The sequence below is a fragment of the Streptomyces sp. NBC_00341 genome (assembly GCF_041435055.1).
In the GTDB taxonomy this organism is placed as follows: domain Bacteria; phylum Actinomycetota; class Actinomycetes; order Streptomycetales; family Streptomycetaceae; genus Streptomyces.
Genome location: NZ_CP108002.1, coordinates 7,980,157 through 8,000,481 on the forward strand (window position 1 = coordinate 7,980,157; position 20,325 = coordinate 8,000,481).

At 72.9% G+C, this 20,325-nt stretch carries 13 protein-coding genes; 5 read left to right on the forward strand and 8 right to left on the reverse strand.

Going from position 1 to position 20,325, the window contains the following annotated elements; translation table 11 throughout:
- The first annotated feature begins 106 nt into the window (after positions 1–106).
- Positions 107–979, forward strand: coding sequence for a phosphatase PAP2 family protein (locus OG892_RS35665; RefSeq protein ID WP_371631245.1), 873 nt, complete (start codon positions 107–109; stop codon positions 977–979).
- Positions 976–1,935: a hypothetical protein gene (locus tag OG892_RS35670; protein WP_371631246.1), complete on the forward strand. Its 960-nt coding sequence runs from the start codon at positions 976–978 to the stop codon at positions 1,933–1,935. The genes OG892_RS35665 and OG892_RS35670 overlap by 4 nt, the downstream gene beginning before the upstream one ends.
- A gap of 71 nt (positions 1,936–2,006) precedes the next feature.
- Here OG892_RS35670 and OG892_RS35675 read toward each other — a convergent pair whose 3' ends face one another.
- Complete coding sequence (locus OG892_RS35675) at positions 2,007–2,561, reverse strand: PadR family transcriptional regulator (RefSeq protein WP_371631247.1); 555 nt, start codon at positions 2,559–2,561, stop codon at positions 2,007–2,009.
- A 74-nt stretch (positions 2,562–2,635) separates the two neighbouring features.
- A complete protein-coding gene (locus OG892_RS35680) occupies positions 2,636–4,651 on the reverse strand; it encodes an FAD-dependent oxidoreductase (RefSeq protein WP_371631248.1) in 2,016 nt (671 codons plus the stop codon).
- Positions 4,652–4,887: 236 nt separating this feature from the next.
- Here OG892_RS35680 and OG892_RS35685 point away from each other — a divergent pair, with 236 nt between their 5' ends.
- Complete coding sequence (locus OG892_RS35685) at positions 4,888–5,424, forward strand: DoxX family membrane protein (protein ID WP_073734529.1); 537 nt, start codon at positions 4,888–4,890, stop codon at positions 5,422–5,424.
- 67 nt (positions 5,425–5,491) lie between these two features.
- Here OG892_RS35685 and OG892_RS35690 read toward each other — a convergent pair whose 3' ends face one another.
- Together OG892_RS35690 and OG892_RS35695 are read right to left on the reverse strand one after the other, a co-directional pair.
- Entirely contained in the window at positions 5,492–7,138 is a 1,647-nt protein-coding gene (locus OG892_RS35690; RefSeq protein ID WP_328864531.1) for an FAD-dependent oxidoreductase, read from the reverse strand.
- Between the two features lie 61 nt (positions 7,139–7,199).
- Positions 7,200–8,120 carry a diiron oxygenase gene (locus OG892_RS35695; RefSeq protein WP_073734531.1) on the reverse strand — a complete coding sequence of 307 codons (921 nt, stop codon included), beginning with the start codon at positions 8,118–8,120 and terminating at the stop codon, positions 7,200–7,202.
- A gap of 519 nt (positions 8,121–8,639) precedes the next feature.
- Here OG892_RS35695 and OG892_RS35700 point away from each other — a divergent pair.
- Positions 8,640–9,173, forward strand: coding sequence for an EF-hand domain-containing protein (locus OG892_RS35700; RefSeq protein WP_328864530.1), 534 nt, complete (start codon positions 8,640–8,642; stop codon positions 9,171–9,173).
- Positions 9,174–9,350: 177 nt separating this feature from the next.
- On the forward strand, positions 9,351–10,217 hold the full coding sequence (locus OG892_RS35705) for a class I SAM-dependent methyltransferase (protein ID WP_242436615.1): 867 nt from the start codon (positions 9,351–9,353) through the stop codon (positions 10,215–10,217).
- A gap of 102 nt (positions 10,218–10,319) precedes the next feature.
- Here the strand turns inward: OG892_RS35705 and OG892_RS35710 are convergent, their stop codons facing one another.
- The 4 genes from OG892_RS35710 to OG892_RS35725 all read right to left on the reverse strand — a co-directional run bounded on the left by OG892_RS35710 (position 10,320) and on the right by OG892_RS35725 (position 20,320).
- Entirely contained in the window at positions 10,320–11,408 is a 1,089-nt protein-coding gene (locus OG892_RS35710) for an NAD(P)-dependent alcohol dehydrogenase (RefSeq protein WP_371631249.1), read from the reverse strand.
- Positions 11,409–11,410: 2 nt separating this feature from the next.
- Positions 11,411–12,814, reverse strand: coding sequence for an aldehyde dehydrogenase family protein (locus tag OG892_RS35715; RefSeq protein WP_371631250.1), 1,404 nt, complete (start codon positions 12,812–12,814; stop codon positions 11,411–11,413).
- 8 nt (positions 12,815–12,822) lie between these two features.
- Positions 12,823–13,590, reverse strand: coding sequence for a (5-formylfuran-3-yl)methyl phosphate synthase (locus tag OG892_RS35720; protein ID WP_073734535.1), 768 nt, complete (start codon positions 13,588–13,590; stop codon positions 12,823–12,825).
- 220 nt (positions 13,591–13,810) lie between these two features.
- On the reverse strand, positions 13,811–20,320 hold the full coding sequence (locus OG892_RS35725; RefSeq protein WP_371631251.1) for a beta-ketoacyl synthase N-terminal-like domain-containing protein: 6,510 nt from the start codon (positions 20,318–20,320) through the stop codon (positions 13,811–13,813).
- Positions 20,321–20,325 lie beyond the last annotated feature (5 nt).

Genomic DNA, 20,325 nt, shown 5'->3' on the forward strand with positions numbered 1-20,325 from the left:
GCGAGTGTTCCGATACGCCCGCGTATCGGTACACTGGCGTATCGATACGGCATGGGCAGATCCATGCCGCCGTAACACCGCTTCGTCAGCAAAGGGGCACCGGGTGATGTTCGCCGGTAGCAGGCCCGCAGATCAGGAGCCGGACAGCGCTGCCCGACCGCCCCTCGTCCGCGAGCTTCTTCTCGTCGTGGGGCTTTTCGCGATCTACAAGTTCGGCCGTCAGGCCGCCAACGGTCATGTCGATGAGGCGTTCCGCAACGCCGGACACGTCTGGGACTTCGAACGCGCCGTGCACCTGCCCGGCGAGGGAACCGTTCAGGGGCTGCTGCTCCACAACGAGACGCTGATCCACCTGGCGAACACCTACTACGCCACCGTGCACTTCCCGGCCACCCTGCTCTTCCTCGGCTGGCTGTACTGGCGCCGTCCGCGCCACTACGTCTGGTCGCGGCGCGTCCTCGCCGTCCTCACCGGCGCCGCACTCGCCCTGCACCTGGTCTTCCCGCTCGCCCCGCCGCGGCTGCTCGCCGCCACCGGCCTCGTCGACACCGGGCAGGTGTACGGGCCGACGGTCTACGGGTCGACGCCCGCCACCGACTCGATGGCGAACCAGTTCGCGGCGATGCCCTCACTGCACTTCGGCTGGGCGGTCATGGTCGGTGTCGGCCTTGTCGTCGCGACCCGGTCCCGGTGGCGCTGGCTGTGGCTGCTGCACCCGGCGATCACCCTGTTCGTCATAGTCGGCACCGCCAACCACTACTGGCTCGACTCGATCGTCGTGGCCGCACTGCTCTCGGTGGCCCTCGCGGCCCTGCGCCTGCCGCGCGCGGAACCGGTCAGGCACATCCCCTGGCCGGCCGCGGCGGCGGGCCCCTACGCCACCGGTTCCCATGCCGTCCGCGCCGGTGTCCCCGCCGGTGTCCCCGTGCAGTCGGGCGACCGCTCCCCGTCCTACGCCGCGTCCGGAGCCGGACGATGAACGCCACCCTGATCGCCGTCGCGCTGTCCCTGGTCTCCGCTGCCGCCTACGCGTCGGCCGCGGTCGCCCAGGCACGGCTCGCCGGGCGCACCGCACCCGGGACCGGGACGCTCCGGCTGCTCGGCCACGGGGCGTGGTGGTCGGCCGTCGGGCTGAACGCCGGCGGCGCGCTGCTGCACGTGGCCGCGCTGAAATACGGCCCGCTCACCCTCGTCCAGCCGCTCGGCGCCCTCACCCTGGTCGCCGCCGTCCCGCTGGGCGCCCGCGCGGCCGGACGCCGTGTCTCCACGACCGAGTGGCGCGGCACCCTGCTCACCCTGCTCGGCCTCGGGGCCCTGCTGACGACCGCGGGGGGCTCCGCCCCGCATCAGACCCTCAGCCTGGTCGAGGCGCTCGCCGTGGGCGCCGCGACCATGGCGGTCGTGGCGGGCCTCAGCCGTCCGGGCGCCCGCCCGGGGCTGCGGCACGCGGCGGCCTCCGGCATCACGTCCGGCGTCGCCTCCGCGCTCACCCAGACGCTCACGGTCGCCGTCACCGACCACACCACGGGCCCGCTGTTCAGCTGGCGCCTGGTGGTCGTCGCGCTGCTCGTCTCGGCGTTCGCGATGGGCGGGCTGCTGCTCTCCCAGACGGCCTACCGGGGCGGCCTCGGCGCACCGCTCGCCGTGGTCACACTCGCCAACCCCGTGGCCGCGGCGGCCATCGGTCTCGCGCTGCTCGGGGAGCGCCTCCAGGGCGGGACGATCAGCCTGATCGCGGCGCTGCTGGGCTCGGCCGCCGCGGTACGCGGAGTGTTCCTGCTCAGCCGCGCGCAGGCCGGGGCGGCGCCCGTCGCCGCGCCCGTGCCCATGCCCGCGCCGGACATCCCCGTACCGTCGCGGGTGGTCATCAGGAGCCCGCGCGCGCTCCGCCCGGAGCACGGACACCTGCGCAGGATCAGGGCCGGCCGGTCCTGAACCGTGCGGTGAAGGGCCCGAGCGCGTGGTGAAAGGCCCGAGCGTGCGGTGAAAGCTCCGCCCGGGTCCGGCTACCGCTGCCCGGGTGCCGCCGGGGCGGCGGCGTCATCGGCCAGTGCGCGGGTCAGCCAGCCGATCCAGAAGTTCTCCAGATCGATGCCGCCCCGCAGCACCAGATGGCGCAGCCGGTCCTCCGCCGCCGTGCGCTCCGGCGGGAAATCCCGCTCCTCGATCGCCAGATACTCCGACAGCTGCTGCCGGTGCAGTGCCAGATGCCGGCGCAGCTCGGTCTCCAGGCCCGGGGCTCCGACGACCGCCGCCGCCCGCATCCGCAGCAGCAAGGGGTCCCGGACCTGCTTCGGGTCCTCCGGACGGGCCACCCACTCGGACAGCGCCTCGCGGCCCGCCGGCAGCACCTCGTACTCCTTCTTCTGTCCCCTGGCCGGCTGCGCCGGGACGAGCGCCCGGATCCTCCCGGCCCGCTCCAGCTTTCCCAGCTCCCGGTAGATCTGCTGGTGGGTGGCCGACCAGAAGTAGCCGATCGAACGGTCGAACCTGCGGGTCAGCTCCAGCCCCGACGAAGGCTTTTCGAGCAGGGCGGTGAGGATCGCGTGCGGGAGTGACATGGGGTGCATCCTAAAGACGGCCGGGCGGCCGGGCGGCCGGGCGTTCGGACACCCGGCCCCCCGGACACGCTCGGTCAGAGCGCGGCGGCGAGCTCCGTGCCCTGACGGATCGCCCGCTTGGCGTCCAGCTCGGCCGCGACGTCCGCGCCGCCGATCAGATGCGCAGGGCGGCCCGCGGCGATGAGCTCCTCGTGCAGGTCCCGCCGGGGCTCCTGGCCCGCGCACAGCACCACCGTGTCGACCGGCAGCAACCGCTGCTCGCCGTCGACCGTGATGTGCAGCCCGTCGTCGTCGATCCGCTCGTAGCCCACGCCCGCCAGCATGGTCACGCCGCGGTGCCGGAGCTCGGTGCGGTGGATCCACCCCGTCGTCTTGCCGAGCCCCGCGCCGACCTTGCTCGCCTTGCGCTGGAGCAGATGGACCGTACGCGGCGCCTTCGGGCGCTCTGCGGTGCCCAGCCCGCCCCGTTCCCGGTACTCCGTGTCCACACCCCACTGGCGGAAGAACGCCTCCGGGTCCAGGCTCGCCGCGTCCCCTCCGTCGGTCAGGAACTCGGCCACGTCGAAACCGATCCCGCCCGCCCCGACGAGCGCGACCCGGTCGCCCACCGGCGCCCCGTGGCGCAGGACGTCGAGGTAGCTGACCACGCTGGGGTGGTCGACGCCCGGGATCGCCGGAGTGCGCGGCGTGACCCCGGTGGCCAGCACGATCTCGTCGAAGCCGTCGAGCTGCTCCGCGGTGACCGTGGCACCGAGCCGGACCCCGACCTTCTCCTCCGTCAGCCGGGTACGGAAGTAGCGCAGCGTCTCGTTGAACTCCTCCTTGCCGGGCACCCGGCGCGCCACGTCGAGCTGCCCGCCGATCTCCTCCGCCGCGTCGAACAGCGTCACCTCGTGGCCGCGCTCCGCCGCCGTCACGGCACACGCGAGCCCGGCGGGACCGGCGCCGACGACCGCGACCCGCTTGCGGGTCCTGGTCGGTGACAGCGTGAGCTCCGTCTCGTGGCAGGCCCGTGGATTGACCAGACAGGAGGTGACCTGACCGCTGAAGATGTGGTCCAGACAGGCCTGGTTGCAGCCGATGCAGGTGTTGATCGCGTCCGCGCGGCCCTCGCTCGCCTTCACCACGAAGTCGGGGTCGGCGAGGAACGGCCTGGCCATCGACACCATGTCCGCGCGCCCCGCGGCCAGGATCTCCTCCGCGACTTCCGGGGTGTTGATCCGGTTGCTCGTCACCAGCGGTACGGAGACGGCGCCGCGCACCTTCTGGGTGACCCAGGTGAACGCACCGCGCGGCACCGACGTCGCGATGGTCGGGATACGCGCCTCGTGCCAGCCGATGCCCGTGTTGATGATCGTCGCCCCGGCCGCCTCGATCTCCCGGGCGAGCAGCACGACCTCCTCCAGCGAAGAACCGCCGGGCACCAGGTCCAGCATCGAGAGCCGGTAGATCAGGATGAAGTCGCGGCCGACCCGCTCACGGACCCGGCGCACGATCTCCACGGGGAAGCGGATGCGGTTCTCGTACGAGCCGCCCCACCGGTCGTCGCGGTGATTGGTCGCGGCGGCGATGAACTCATTGATCAAGTAGCCCTCAGAGCCCATGATCTCGACGCCGTCGTAACCCGCGCGCTGCGCCAGCGCGGCCGCCGTGACGAAGTCCTCGATGGTCGACTCGACCTCGTCGTCACTGAGCGCGTGCGGGGTGAACGCGCTGATCGGCGCCTTGATCGCGCTCGGTGCCACCAGGCCGGGGTGATGGGCGTAACGCCCGAAGTGCAGGATCTGCATGGCGATCCGGCCGCCCGCCGCATGCACGGCGGAGGTGACCCGCGCGTGTTCGGCCGCCTCCGCCTCCGTGGTCATCTTGGCGCCGCCGGGAAAGGTGCAGCCGGGGTCGTTGGGCGCGATCCCGCCGGTGACCATGAGGCCCACGCCGCCGCGCGCGCGGGCGGCGTAGAACGCGGCCATGCGCTCGAAGCCGTGCTCCACCTCTTCCAGGCCGATGTGCATCGACCCCATCAGGACCCGGTTCGGGAGAGTGGTGAACCCGAGGTCGAGCGGGCTCAGCAGATGCGGGTACGGGCTCATGCGGCGGCTCCTCGCGCAGTGTCGTCGCACCAGTTCTAGAGCACCGGCACGCCATTGTGCAACAAGTTGCACAATGGCGTTCGTCGCACTGTGCCATGGGTCACCCGTCCTCCGGCCGTGCCCGGACGGCCTAACAACGTGACCCGTCGGGGCTCCGGGGCGCGGAGAGTGGATCCGTACCGCACCCGGGGCCCCTTTCCGTCCGGCCGGGCCCCCGAACCCTCCCGGAGAACCCCATGGGCAGCGTGAACCGTCGTGACTTCGGCCTCCTTCTCCTGCGCGTCGGTACCGGCGCGGTGCTGGCCGCGCACGGCAGCCAGAAACTGGCCGGCTGGTTCGGCGGCGGAGGCATCGAGGGCACCACCGCCGCGATGGAGGCGATGGGCTTCCACCCGCCGAAGCACAGCGCGGTCGCGGCCGGACTGGGCGAGGCCGGTGGCGGCGCGCTGCTGGCCCTGGGCCTGGCCACGCCGGCGGCGGGGGCGGCGGCCGCCGGTGCGATGGCCGGAGCCGTGGCGGTCCACGCGCCCGCCGGATTCTTCGCACAGGGCGGTGGTTACGAGTACCCGGCCTTCCTCGGGTTCACCGCTGCCGCGATCGGACTGATCGGCCCCGGCCGCTACTCGTTGGACGAGGCCACCTGCCACGTGTTCAACCGGCCCTGGACGGTGGCCCTGGCCTTCGCGGGCGGCGCGGTGGCGGCGGCTGCCGTCGTCGGCAAGCGGGCCAGGGGACAGGTCCCGGCTCCGGCCCCGGCCCCGGAAGAATTCTGATCCGGCGAGGGTCCTGAGCCCGGGCGTCCCTCCGTCGGCCGGTCGGGGCCAGTCCCGTCCCGTCCGGTCAGTTCGGTGGTCTGCGGCGGCCGCGCTTCGCCGCCGCGACCAGTGCGGGCACCGTGGCGAGTTTGACCCGGGGGCGGCCCTGCTCGCGGCCGCCCGCCAGCTCGGCCTTTTCGATGGCCGCCAGCCCCCTGGCGTCTATGACATCGCGGCCCCGGCTCCGGGCGAGGCGGCGCAACGCCCGGGGCGGGGGAGCGGGGGAGGGCAGTACGCCCGCCACGGCATCGGCCAGGAGAGAGCCGACGGTCTCGGCGGCGCAGGTGCGGTTGGCCCCGATGCCGCCCGACGGACCCCGCTTGATCCAGCCGACGACGTACGTCGCGGGCAGGCCGGTGACCCGGCCGCCCTCGTGCGGAACGGTTCCGGTCGTCTCGTCGAAGGGCAGTCCCGGCACCGGCAGACCCCGGTATCCGATCGCCCGCAGGAACAGCCCCGCGGGTATCTCCCGCTGCCCCTCGGCGGCCGTCACCCGCACCGCTTCGACCTGGTCCCGGCCGAGCACTTCCGCCGGAGCCGCGTGGAAGCGGAAGACGATGCGCCGTCCGGCGGCCGTCGGACGCGCCAGGCCGGCCGTCTCCCGTGGCATGTCCCGGAACAGTGCGGCCTTCTCGCCCGGCGCGGCGGCGTCGATCGCCGCGCCCGTCCTCGGGTCGCTGTCGTCGACGACCAGTTCGACGCCCGGCAGGTGCTTGAGGGCGAGCAGTTCGGAGGCGGTGCAGGCCGTGTGCTCCGGGCCGCGCCGCCCCAGCAGCACCACCTCGCGCACCCCTGAGTCCCGCAGGGCCGCCAGTGCGTGAGCCGCGATGTCCGTGTCCGCCAGGGCGGCCGGATCCGTGACGAGGATGCGCGCGACGTCGAGCGCGACGTTGCCGTTCCCGGCGACGACCGCCCGGTCCGCCGTCAGGGAGACGCTCTCCGGCGGCGTCTCCGGGTGGGCGTTGTACCAGGACACGAACGAGGTGGCCGAGATGCTGCCCGGCAGATCCTCGCCCGGGATGCCGAGCCGCCGGCCGGTGGAGGCGCCGACCGCGTAGATCACCGCGTCATGGTGCTCGGCCAGCTCCCCCACGGTGATGTCCCGGCCCACCTCGACGCCCAGGACCATCCGTACCCGGGGGTGCGTGTGGAAGCGCGCGAAGGCCTCGCCCGCCTTCTTCGTCGCGGGGTGGTCGGGCGCGACGCCGTACCGGATGAGGCCGCCCGCCACCGGCAGCCGGTCCACCAGCGTGACCTCGGCGTTGGTGTGCAGCAGCAGGTCCTCCGCGGCGTACATCCCGGCCGGCCCGGTGCCGACGACCGCCACCCGGATCGGCGCGAAGCCGGACGGCAGGCTGCGCGGGAACGACGGCTCGCCCCAGGCGTGGAAGTTCGGCCCGGCGACCGGCTCCGGCTCCCGGTCCTCGAAGTAGGCGGCGTTGATCGCGGCGTACTCCTCGCGCGCCCCGAAGAGGCTGTCCACCGGGAAGACCGCGTCGACCGGGCAGGCATCCGCACAGGCGCCGCAGTCGATGCAGGTCGCCGGATCGACGTAGAGCATCTCGGTGCTGCCGAAGGCCTGTTCCTCCGGGGTCGGGTGAATGCAGTTGACGGGGCACACGGCGACACAGGTGGCATCGCTGCAGCAGGTCTGGGTGATGGCGTAGGTCATCTCGGCATCTCGTCGGCTGGTCGGTGCGGTCGGCTCTGTCGGTCCGGTCGGCGCGCGCCGGTCAGATCAGGGAGGCGCGCTTGTAGAAGAAGAGGGCCGGTTTGGTGAGGAGACGGGCCGAGGCGAGGAACTCCATCAGGCCCGAACAGCTGGACCGCATCAGGGACTTGTGGTGCTCGTTGGCACCCGCCTCGCTACGGGCGCGCTCGCTGTCCAGCCCGGCGTTCGCGTAGACGTCCCGGTTCACCATGCTGGTGACGATGTAGTACGAGGCGATCGCCACCACCAGGGAGTTGATGCGGCGGCGCACCGGACCCGCGTTCCGCAGGCGCCTGCGCGTCTCGTCACGGGCGAACTTCATGTGCCGCGACTCCTCGACCACGTGGATGTTGTTGATGGTGCGGACGAACGGCGCGACCCGCTCGTCCCGCATCCAGTCGCGCTGCATCACGTCGAGCACCTCCTCGGCGACGAGGATCGCGGCGTAGGCGGCCTCTCCGAAGGCAAGTGTCTTGAAGGCCCTGCCCAGTTCGACCACCGCACGGTGCGGCCGGTAGGCCGGTGCGCCGAGCTTCGCCGCGCCCCGGGCGAACATGATGGAGTGCCGGCACTCGTCGGCCACTTCGGTGAGTGCCCACTGGAAGCGCGGGTCGGTCGGGTCCTTCGCGTACATGTCGCGCAGCACCATCTGCTGCAGGATCATCTCGAACCAGATGCCCGTGCTGGCGACGGACGCGGCCTCCTGGCGGGTCAGGGCCTTGCGCTGGGCCTCGGTCAGCTCCTGCCAGTACGCCGTCCCGTAGAGCGTGCTCCACTCGGGGCTCGCGCCGTGGTGGTCCGGGTCCAGGGGGGTGTCCCAGTCCACCTCGGCGGCCGGGTCGTACGACAGCTTCGCGGCCGAGTCGAGCAGCCGTCGGGCGACGTCCTGCCCGGCGGACCGGTCCTGGTGGTGGTCCTCCGGCCGAACCGTGCTGCTTGCCATGCTGCGGCTCCTTGAATCGAGGGAGATCGACCCGACGGCGCCCGGCCGGAGCCTCATCCCTGCCCACTCGATGAGACAGCCGGCCGCCGGACACCGTCCTCGCTTATTAGACGTGGCGTCTAGCAAGCTGTTGGACGGAAGGTATAACAAGAGCGGGCGTCGGCCTACCCCTGTGCGGCACATTCGTACGGTCTCTCCACGGCGCGTCGGCGTGACGGCCGCAACTCCGCCCGGCGGGGAGGGTGTCGGGCCGACGTCGGACCGGTGGGCCGGAACGGGCTGTTCGCGCTCGGTTCGCATGCCGAATGCCTCATTGCTCACGGCACACATCATCTGGATGAAATGCACCCGTTCAGGTGAACCGACGTGGATTCTTCGAGCAGAGGCGATCGCCGGTCGGATAGTAAAGGGGCGGTCGAAGCCCGGGGTCCGGGCGAGGCCGGAAAGTGCGGTGACCGATCATTCGTTGATTCCTTCTGGCCGCCGGCACGGTTTGGTCGGAAGAAAGGTGGCTGGGCTGTGCGTGTAGAGGCAACCAATCGGGTCAGGCTTGTTTTCTCGCTGTTCGACGCCAACGCCAACGGCGTTCTCGAAGCCGACGACTTCGAGCTCATGGCAGGTCGTGTCATCGAGGCGGCACCCGATTCCGACGCGGCGGCGAAGAGCGCCATGGTGGCCGCGTTCCGACGGTACTGGTCGACGCTCAGTGCCGAACTGGACGCTGACGGGGACGGCCTGATCACCTTCGACGAGTACGCGGCCTGTGTACTTTCACCTGCGCGTTTCGACCTGGCGCTCGGCGATTTCGCCGAATCGCTCGCCGCGCTGGGTGACCCGGACGGGGACGGTCTCATCGAGCGGCCGCTCTTCATGGCGCTGATGACAGCGATCGGCTTCGAACCCCCGAACATCGACGCCCTCTTCGATGCCTTCGGGCCCTCTGAATCCGATCGGATCGACGTGACGTCCTGGGTGGTCGGCATCAAGGACTACTACAGCCCGGAAAAGGCTGGGATTCCCGGTGACTGCCTTGTCGGGAGTGCGGCAGTCTGAAACGACGGGTCCGATTCCATTCGGAATCGGACCCGCCATTTCGATGTGTCGCTTTCTGTGATCGTCCTGTTTCCCAGGGGGCGCGTGATCGGCGCGGAGTATCGGATCAGTGGAAGGGAAGGGGCGGAAGAAGTGAATGGGACGGGAATATCCGAAGGGGCCGGAGGAGCGGAGGGGGTGGCGGGAGGCGTCGGCCTGACCGCTCTTCTGGTCGCCGCGGCACGGGCGATCGAGACCCACCGCCACGACCCCCTGGCACGGGATGTCTTCGCGGAGCACTTCGTGCTCGCCGCACCGGCGTGCGCGGGCTGGCCGGTCCGTATCCAGCAGGTTCCCGACGGGGACGCGAACCCGCTGTGGGGACGGTTCGCGCGCTACTTCGGTCTGCGGACGAGGGTCCTCGACGACTTCCTCCTCCGGTCGGTGCATGCGGACGCCCGCCAAGTGGTCCTGCTCGGAGCCGGGTTGGACTCCCGGGCGTTCCGGCTCGACTGGCCCGCGGACTGTGTGATCTTCGAGGTCGACCGGGCAGGCGTGCTGGCCTTCAAGCACGAGGTGCTCGACGGTCTGTCGGCCGCCCCGAAGGCAGCGCGCGTACCGGTCCCGATCGACCTGCGCGCGGACTGGGCGGGAGCGCTGACCCTAGCCGGTTTCGACCCGGCCGCACCGAGCGTCTGGCTGGCCGAGGGGCTGCTGTTCTACCTGCCCAGCGCCACGGAGACCCACCTCATCGACACGGTGGACCGGTTGAGCACCGGAGGAAGCGCCCTCGCGTTCGAGGTCAAACTCGACAAGGACCTGCTGGAATACCGCGACAGTCCGCTCTACACCTCGACGACACAGCAGATCGGCATCGACCTCCTCGACCTGTTCAACAGGGAGTCGAGGCCCGACTCCGCCGGCAACCTGACCGGCAGGGGCTGGTCCACATCGGTCCGCACGCCCTTCGACTTCACCCGTCACCACGGACGCGGCCCACTGCCAGAGGAGAACGACGCGCTGGCGGGCAACCGCTGGGTGTTCGCGAACAAGCCACGGCCGTGACCCCACTGCGGGGCGGTCCGGTCTCCCTTCTCGTGCCTGCGCCCGGGAAATCCGTGCCGGACCTGGGAAATCCGTGCCACGCCTGCGGAATCGGCGCTGCGCCTACGGAACCAGCACCGGTTTGACCACGCGGCCCGCCTCGCAGTCGCGCTCGGCCTCGTTGATGTCGGTGAGCGGGTATGTACGGATCAGCTGATCGAAGGGAAACCGGCCCGCTTGCCACAGCGCTGTCAGCCTCGGGACGAACAGCCGTGGCACCGCGTCCCCCTCGCAGATGTGGGAGATCCGTCGGCCCCAGTCGAGCGAGCCCGGTTCGAGCGGCAGCGCGCCGCGCAGCCGTGCCACCAGGCCGAGATGACCGGTCGGGCGCAGGGACCGGAGCGCGTCGTTGATCAGTGGGGCGGAGCCCGTGGTGTCCAACGCGTACTGGGCGCCGCCGTCGGTCCGGCCCCGGATCCGGTCGGCCAGCCCGGACGATCCGGCACTCAGCGGGATCGCGCCGAACCGCTCGGCCAGGGCCAGCCGTTCGGGAAACCGGTCGACGGCCACGGTCACCACGCCGGCGGCGGTGGCCGCCATCACCGCGGCCAGACCCACCGCCCCCGCACCGAAGACCGCGAGGGTGTCACCGGGACCGGCTCCGAAGGTGTTGAGGACGGCTCCGGCGCCGGTCAGGAAGCCGCAGCCGAGCGGGCCGAGCAGTTCGACCGGCAGCGAGGCATCGACCCGCACGGCATTGCGGGCCGAAACCATCGCGTACCCGGCGAACGACGACTGGCCGAACCACCGGGGAGCCAGCGCGCCGCCGGCCGCGTCCCTGAACCGTGCCGCGTGCTCCGTCCGGCCTCCGAAGAGGTTGAGCGAGGCGAACGAGTCGCAGTAGGCGGGGGCGGCGCCCAGGCACGTCCGGCAGTTTCCGCAGGAGTCGAAGCCCAGGACGACGTGGTCACCGGCGCTCAGACCGGTGTCCGGGCCGCCCGTCTCCACCACGACCCCGGCCCCCTCGTGGCCGAGCACCGCAGGCAGCGGTGAGCGGCCCTCCGAGCGCCGCACCGCGAGATCGGTCCGGCACATGCCGCAGCCCGCGATCCTGACCAGGACCTCGCCCGCCGCCGGCCCGGCGTCCAGGACCACCTCCTCGACGGTGAACGGGTCCCCGTACGAGCGCAGTACCGCCGCGTCGAACCTCATCCTCACCCCTCCTGGGGACGGTGCACGACGAACGGCCTGAGGTTCCCGTACAGCCCCCACGGCCCGCCCGCGACGCCGACCCCGCTCTCCTTGATGCCCGCGAAGGGCTGGGCGAGTGACAGTTCGGCATGGTGGTTGATCCACGCGGTTCCGCATTCCAGCCGGCCGGCGACCTTCTCGGCCCGGTCGAGATCGGTTCCCCACACCGAGCCGCCCAGTCCGAAGCGGGTGTCGTTGGCCGCCTCGACCGCTTCGTCGAGGCTTGCGTACGGCAGCACCGGCAGCACCGGACCGAACTGCTCCTCCGTCACCACCGCACTGTCGGGCGGCACATCGGCCAGGATCGTCGGCGCGAAGAAGTAACCCGGCCGGTCCAGCCGGTGGCCACCGGTAACGGCGCGGGCGCCGTCCGACAGGGCCTGGGCCGTGCGGTCCGCCACCCGGGCCAGCTGCGGGGCGTTGTTGACCGGCCCCAGCTGCGTGCCCGGGGCGAGCCCGGCCCCGACCACCGCGGACTTCGCGTACTGCGCGAGGGCCTCCACCACACCGGAGTGGAGCCGGGCCGGGACGTACACGCGCTTGACCGCCATGCAGACCTGCCCGCAGTTGCGGAACGCCGCCCAGAACAGCCGTTCAGCGATCCGGTCCACATCCACGTCATCCAGCAGGATCGCGGCATCGTTCCCGCCCAGCTCCAGCGTGACCCGGGCGAGCGAGGCCGCCGCACCCTCGGCGACCGCCCGCCCGGTGGCAACCGAACCGGTGAAGGTCACATGGCGGATCCCCGGATGGCACGCGAGGCGGGCGCCCAGCGGTTCACGGCCCGTGACGACCGTCAGCACGTCCTCGGGCAGGGCGGCGGAGATCACGGACACCATCAGCCGGGTGGCGAGAGGCGTGAACGGGGACGGCTTGAGCACCACCGTGTTGCCCGCGGCGAGCGCGGGAGCGAACTTCGCCGACGCGAGCTGCAGCGGAAAGTTCCACGGAACGATCGCGGCGACCGGGCCGAGGGGGCGCCAGCGGAGCTCGCTGCGCACCGGACGGCCGTCCGTGATCGGCAGGGGCCCGGGAGCGGACCTCGCGAAGTAGCGCAGGCGGGCCGCCGTGCGGGCGACCTCGGCGTACGACTCGGTGAGGGGTTTGCCCTGTTCACGGGTGAGCAGCGGCGCGAGGCCGGGCCCGGCCGCCTCCACGGCGTCGGCGGCCGCGAGCAGAGCGGTGACGCGGGCGCCGTCATCCGCCCGCCAGCCCCGCCACGCCTCCTGGGCCCGGCCGACGACGGCGTCCAGCTCGTCCGCCTGCTGGTCGGGGGAGTCGTCGAAGGCCTCGCCCGTCGCCGGATCGACGACGGCGAAACGCTCGCCGCGGGCCCCGGGCCCGCGGCGCGGCCGGCAGTTCGGCATGCCGGCGGTCAGCCCGCAGCGGCAGCGGCAGGGGCAGCGGTGGCGGCGTGCTCCCGGGCATGCCGGTCCATCTCTGCCCGGAAGGCGGCCACCAACTCCGGCCGAATCCGCCCGGAGTTGCGGTCTCCCCCCTCGCAGACCGCCCCGCGCACCCCCACGATGTCGGTGCCGATACGGGTCAGCGCCCCGAGGTCGGCCGCCCGGACACTGCCCGCGAGGGCGGCGAGCAGACCGGCCCCGTGGGCGCGTCGGACGAACTCCGCGCAGACATCGGGCGGCACATGGTCGAACAGCCGCGTACCGTCCTTGACCGCGGTGTCGAGCATGGCCGCGTCGGAGCCGGAGCGTCGGGCGATGTCGGGCAGCGCCAGCGGATTGACGCAGCCGATCCGGTGCGCGTCGGCATACCCGGAGGCGACGACGAACGCGTCCGGCCGGTACTCCTTCACCGCCCGGACCACCCCTCGCATGACCTCGACGGCCTGCTCGGGCGTCGTGCAGCCGTAGAGGCCGACCTTGATATACGTGGCCCCGGAGACGGCCGCGCCGAGCGCCGCCTGGGCCACCGTGCCGGGCTTGAACGGTACGTCCCCCACGGTGGCGGACACCGGCTTGTCAGCCGGGATCGCGGTCCGGATCTCCCTGATGACCCAGGGGAAGTTCGCGCCGAGCGACCCCTCGTCGGGCTTCTTGACGTCGACGATGTCGAGGTGCTCCGCCGCCTGCGCGCAGTCGAGGGCTTCCTCGACGCCGTCCGGGGAGATGAGAAGCAACAATGTGGGTTCCTTCCACCGCAGGCCCGGCTGCCCGCGGGCGGTCGGATCTGAGCCACTTGGATCACTTGCCGTCCGCTCATCATGGCCGCGGGCCGAGGCCACCGGCAGGGCGTGCGGAGTCAGAACGGTCCACTGCCCCGACCCCGGCACGCGCCGCGTTACGCCGTCCACGCCGGATCGCACCGGCTGCGGCACGGGACCGCCGCAGCCGCAGCGCCCGTTACGGCGTACGCTCCACGCCCGGCACCACCCGCATCCCCAGCCCCTTTACCCGGTAGATGCACGTGTCGTCGCCCCACAGCGACGCGTCCGCCACGGCATAGGGCCCCAGGGAGTCCGTGCCGCTCGCCACGATGTCCATGTCCACCCGGATCAGCCGGTTCGCCGGGGTGATCTGGCCACGATACGTCCAGCCGGACTCCCGGCCGGGCAGCACCGGTTCGAACACGGCGCCGGGAACACCGTCGGCCGCGCCGCTCTCCAGCAGGTGGAACTGGAGGAGCTGGCACACGGCCTCGATGCCCAACGAGCCCGGCTGAACCGGGTCCTGGAAGAAGTGGGCCCGGAAGAACCAGGCGTCCGGGCGGACGTCCTTCTCCGACCGCAGCCGGCCGAGCCCCGCGCTCCCCCCGTCCGGCCAGTAGCCCGTGATCCGGTCCAGCATCAGCAGCATCGGCCCCGGCAGCCGTGGTTCCCCGGCGCAGTACCGGGCCGGGCGGGCGGCGAGATCGACGGTACGGCCGCAGGGTTCGTCGAGCCGGGCCCGTTCGTCCTTTGACACCGCGAGACCCTGCTGCTCGTCGAAGGCGGACCGGGGGAAGTAGCCGAAGACCGTGGAGAGTTCGTACACCGGCACGCCGTCGGCCGTGCACTCCACCCGGAACGACTCGATGATCATGTCTCCGCCGGACGAGACGCGCGTCAGCTCGGCCCTGGTACGGACCGTGCGGGTCGCCGGAGTGACCTCGCCGGTGACCGTTCCCGTTCCGTCGAGGTTGCGGAACAGCAGGTCCGTCTCGCCGGTCAGCGCGCTGCCCACGTAGGAGGCGAGCCACCCGCAGGGCTGCAGCGCGATCTCCAGGAGGACGGCGAACGGCATGGCGCGGCCGCCATTCTGCTCGAAGTACCAGGCCAGGGCGGGCACGTCGTACTCGGCGACGACGACGCTGCCCTCCCGCATTCCGGCCTGCGGCCCGTCCACCGAGACGATGCGGCTCATGAAGTGGTACGGCGGACCGGGCAGCCGGGCCACCTTGCGGGTGCCGTCGAACGGCTCGTACATGGCGCCGAACGCCTCGCTCGGCCTGCCCCACGCGCAGGCCAGCAGCGAGGCGTGGTCGAAGGGGAAACCGTCGGCCGCCACAGCCACCGGCTTCGCCTCCCGGTGCCCGGCCAGCCCGGCGAGCCTCGGCAGGGGCACCGGGGCGCCGCCGGTCTGCACGGTGGGCGGGCCCGAGTGCCGCCAGTGCGACAGCGGCCAGTCGGGGACCAGCCGGAGCGCCATGCCACGGCCCAGGAACGCCTTCGCCCCGTCCACCGAGCCGAGGACATCGGCGTACAGCGTCGGCACCGGTCCGCCGGAGACGCCGGAGACGAACACCTCGTAGACGACCCGTCGGCCCTCCGGGGTCGCCTGGCCCCGGCACATCGCGCTGGAGGGGTGCTCGGTGACCGGTTCGAAGCGCCAGCCGTCCCGGTCGACGGTGAAGCCCAAGGCCGTCAGGTAGAACGCCATCGCCTGGAGACCGCCCTGGAGCATCAGAGTGCCCGGCATACAGGGGTCGTTCTTGAAGTGCCCGGTGAAGAACCAGTCGTCCGGCGACAGTGCGGTCTCGGCGCGCAGATACCCCCGCCCCCACGGTCCTCCGGCCGGGTCGAAGGCGACGACCTCGTCCAGCAGCCGCATCCGGCCCTCGTCCAGCGTGGGCGTGCGCACGTGGGCCGCCGTCGCCTCCCAGCCGGGCCCGAAGCAGTCGGCGGGCCGCCCCTGCGCCAGGGCCCGCATCCGGTCCGCGCCGAACCGGGTCCGTTCGCAGCGCACGGCCGGCGGGTCGAGCGGCAGGTCGTCACCGGGCGGGTGCTCGGCGGGATTCCAGCGGACACCGCCGCTGCCGGCGAGCTCCGCCGGAGTGAAGAAACCGGCCTGGCCCTCGCGGACGCTGAGCCGCAGCTCGCCGTCCACGTAGCAGTCGTAGTGGAAGAAGGCCAGCCGGACTCCGTCGGCCTCCGCGTGGCCGTCGACATGGATCTCGAAGCACAGGGTGTCGCCCGCCTCCGGCGGGGTGCCGTGGAACGTCACCTCGCAGCCGAGCAGCCGGTACGCGCGCTCGCCCCGGTTGAGGAGGTCGACGCCGAGCCAGCTGAGCAGGAGCAGATCGGCCTGGCCCGCCTCGATCAGCAGACCGGCCGGCATGCGCCCCGTGGGGTCCAGGTACCAGCTCCCGGCCAGGACGTCGGTCTCCGTCCAGATCCTCCCGTCCGTGCGTACCGGCCCCGGCAGGGTGAGCGCCGCGGGCACCGCGTCGAGGCCGGTGACCCGGTCGGCGAACAGCATGGGCGGCCCCGGCATCCGGGTCTGCACCGCGTATCCGTCCTGTTCGGCGAAGCGCGGACCGAACAGCGTGGAGATCTCGCGGGAGGCGAGGTGCTCCAGCTGGGCGCGGTCGAACTTCGGCCCCGGCCGCGGGACGTGTGAGGGCGCAGGCGCGGGCGCGGGTGACAGTACAGGTGCGGGGCGCGGGCCGGCACCCTCCCGGCCGGCGGTGGTCAGTGCCCTGACGGCGAGCCCGGACACCCGCAGGAACCGCTGGTGGGCCTCGGTGTGCGCGGCCATGACCTCCTGGTGCAGCGCGGCGACCCGCAGACCGTGCCGGGCGACCACGGCCACGGCCCCCGTCGGCCCCGGTTCCTGGGCTGCCCGCGCGGGCAGCCGGGAGGGGACGGGGGAGGAGGGCGAAGGTACAACGGCAACGGGTTCGCCGGTCTCAGCGGGGGAACCCGTGGCCGGGGCAGGGCTCCGGTCCGGCACGGGGGCCAGCTCGGGGGCCCGGGGCAGAACGGTCACGGCACGCTCCAGGGGCGGCAGGCACGGAGTCGGGGGTACGGGAACGGTGACGGTGGGGCCGGGCGGCGGGAGCTGCGCCGAGGCCTCGGCGAGCCGGGCGAACACCTCGTCGGCCCGCACCGGCACTCCGGCGACGACGAGTTCGCCGACCGCGAGGCACAGCTGCCGCAGCCCGGTGTCCCCCGAGGCGTCCAGCGCGACGGCCACATGCTCCCGGTCGCCGAGCACCCGCTTGATCCAGCCGGTGCACAGCCCCCGGGGTCCGTGCTCCACGAACACCCGCACGCCGTCCGCCCACGCCCGCTCGACGGTGGCCGCGAAGTCGATCGTGTCGATGCCCTGCGCGGTGATCGCCTCCGCGGCCCGCTCGGCGGTCGGCCGGTACGCCCGGCCGGTGGCCCCGCTGTAGAACCGCACCCCGGGCACGTCGACCGTGGGACGGCGGTGGACCTCGCGCCACACCTCGGAGACCTCGGCCAGCTCCGGTGCGTGGGCCGCCAGATCGTAGTCCAGCTCGATCGCCCGGTCGGCGCCGATCCTGGCCACGGCGGCCGCGCACGCCAGGGACTCGCCACCGATGACGCAGACACCGGGCGCGTTCACCGCCATCAGGTGAACCGAGGCGTCCGCGGCCAGCTCCGCACGGACCGCTTCCAGCGGTGCTCCGAGGAGATAACTCGACCACCGGGAGCCCTGGATGCCCCGCTGCCGCCAGTAGCGCCGGACCGCCCGCAGTTCACCTGTGAGTTCGGTCGTGAACAGACCACTGTCCCGGACGGCCTCGAACAGCCCGGAGGCGTCCGGCCAGGCACCCAGCGCGACCAGCGCAGTCGACTCGCCCGAGGAGTATCCGAGCGCGGCGTCCGGTCGCAGCCCGAGCAGGTCGCGGCTGAGAACGGTGTGGAAGACGGCCAGTTCGGCGGCGGCCCAGATCTGGCCGAGGACTCCGGGCTCCGGCCGTGACCGCAGCCGGGCCGTCATCTCCCGGTGCTTCTTCCGTACGGCCTCGCCCAGCGACGGCAGGGCGAGCATCAGCTCGTGGCCCATGCCCGGGTACGCGGCCGAGCCGTTCGTGTACACGAAGGCGGTCTGCCCGGTGACCGGCCCGTCCCGGTACAGCAGGTCGGCGGGGCGGACCCCGCCCTCCGTCAGCCAGCGGCGGGCGGCCTCCCTGCGATCGGCCGGCACGGTGTCCCCGTCGGCCACGAGCGCCAGCCGGGCCGGACCCGCGGAGGACCGCGTACCGGAGTCCAGCGCGGCCAGCACCTCCTGACGGTCCGCCCCGGAGAAGACGTGCAGACGTGGTGCCGTGCCCCGCAGCCACGCCAGGGCGTCCCCCGCGCGCAGCCGTACGCTCACGGCCGGCCCCTCCAGGGGTACGGACACGGCCAGCGCCGTGTGGGCGACGGCCGCGGCGTCCGCGGGCCCGCCGGGACGGGGCACCGCGCGGTGCTGGAGCGAGAGCGCCGCGACCGCGACGGATACCAGCCCGGACGCGGCATGGGCACGCCCGAACACCGACGACGGATCGAACACCGCGTCGGGGCCGTCCCCGATGACCATGTCGGGTTCCCCCGCGGCCCCCTCATCCAGCAGGGCCACGACCGTGTCGCCGTCCCTGCGCGCGGCCTCCAGGGGCTTGAGGACCAGGACGACGGCCGCGTCCCCGGGCTCGTCCTCGCGGCCGAGCTCCCGCAGGGCGGCCCGGTGGACCGCCTCGCAGGACAGGTCGGCGGCACCGACGAGAGCGGCGTCGGCCTCCCCGGAACGGATGGCCCGGACCGCGAGCTCCAGCGCGACCAGACCGGACGCCTCCTCCGCGGACACCGTGAATCCGGGCCCTGCCAGGTCCAGTTGGGTGCTGATGCGGTTCGCCGCGAGGTTCGGCATGCTGCCCACCACCCCTTCCGCCGTCATCGGGGGAGTGAACGCCTCCCGGGCGGCATCCGCCGACGGACCGGTGGCGGGCGCCCCAGAGCGCTCCAGCCAGAACGGCACCCGCCAGCGGGCACCCGCGCGGGCCACCTGGGGGTCCACCCCGGTTCCGATGACCACCATGGTCCGCTCGCGGGGCAGGCTCACCTTCCGTACGGCCTCCCGGGCGGCCTCCAGCACCAGGAGCTGATGCGGCACGGCCCGTCCCAGGGCCAGCGGCGGGAAGCACAGGTCCGTCAGCCGCACGGCGATCTCCGCGACGGGGCCGCGCCGTTCACCACCCAGCACCGCCCGGCGCAGGTCCTCGGTGGACGTGCCCTCGCCGACCCTGGCCCCGATGGCCACGATCGCCACCTGTGCCGGAGCCGGGGCGGGGGCGGCCGGGCCACCGCGTCGCAGGGCGGACGTGGGAACGGCGTCCGGCGGGTCCACGATCAGGTGGGCGTTGGTGCCGCCGAACCCGAACGCGCTCACCGCCGCCCGCCGCGGCCCCGTCCACTCCTCCGCGGCGGTCAGCACCCGCAACGGGGTGCCCGCCAGCGCGTCCAGCGGCCGCTGGGCGCCGAGCGTCGCCGGGCGGACCCCCGCCCGCATCGCCCCGAGCACCTTCAGCAGCCCCGCCACGCCCGCAGCGGCCAGCAGGTGCCCGACGTTCGACTTGGCCGAACCGATGGGCACGTCGTCCGCCGACCCGAAGACCCGGGCCATGCCGCGCGCCTCCACCGCGTCACCGACCGGTGTCCCCGTCGCGTGGCACTCGACGAGCGACACCGACTCCGGCGGTACCCCCGCCACGTCGTACGCCAGCCGCATGGCCCGCACCTGGCCCTCCTGCGACGGGCTGATCAGTCCGGAACCACGACCGTCGTTGGACAGCCCCACCCCGCGGATCACGCCGAACACCGGCAGGCCGGCGGCGCGGGCCTCTGACAGCCGCATCAGGGCGACGAACCCGGCGCCCTCGCCGTGCACCAGCCCGTCCGCGTCCCGGTGGAACGGGCGGCTGCGCCCGGTGCGGCTGGTCGCGGACAGCCCGCAGAACCCCACGTGGAGGTAGAGCGGATCGGGGCGGCTCACCGCGCCCGCGACCATCAGGTCTGCCGTACCGTCGTGCAGCCGGTCGCACGCCAGCTTGATCGCGTACAACGAGGACGCGCAGGCGGCGTCGAGCGACCACGCCCCTGCACCGAGGCCGAGCGCGTCGGCCGCGATCCGGGCGGGCAGCCCGGACGAGAAGCGGTTGCGGGCGTCGGGGCGAGCGCCGGTACCCGCCAGCAGGGCGTCGCGGAGCGGCGGTTGCTGCGCGGACAGCCAGACGTGCTCGGCGAAGGCCGCCCCGGCGGGTGTCGGATACGACAGGTTCCCCAGTACCAGGCCGCCGCGCGGCAGCGGGCCGGTGCGGCCCGCCTCCGTGAGCGCCTGCCGCACCCCGTACAGGACCCAGTGGAAGAGCGGGTCCAGCGACGCGATCTGCTCCGGGGCGATCCGGAAGCCGCTCGGATCGAAGACGGATTCGAACCCGTGGACGTATCCGCCGACGTCGGTCCAGGTGCGGTCGAGATGGTCGTCCACCGAACCCATGGCCCAGTGGCGCGGCAACCGCCACCGGTCCGCGGGGGCGGCCGACAGGCTCGGACGGCCGGCGGCGATGTTCTCCCAGAACGTGTCCGGGTCGAGCGCGCCGGGCAGCACGCAGCCCCGGCCTACGACGGCGATGGGTTCGACAGGCATGCGGG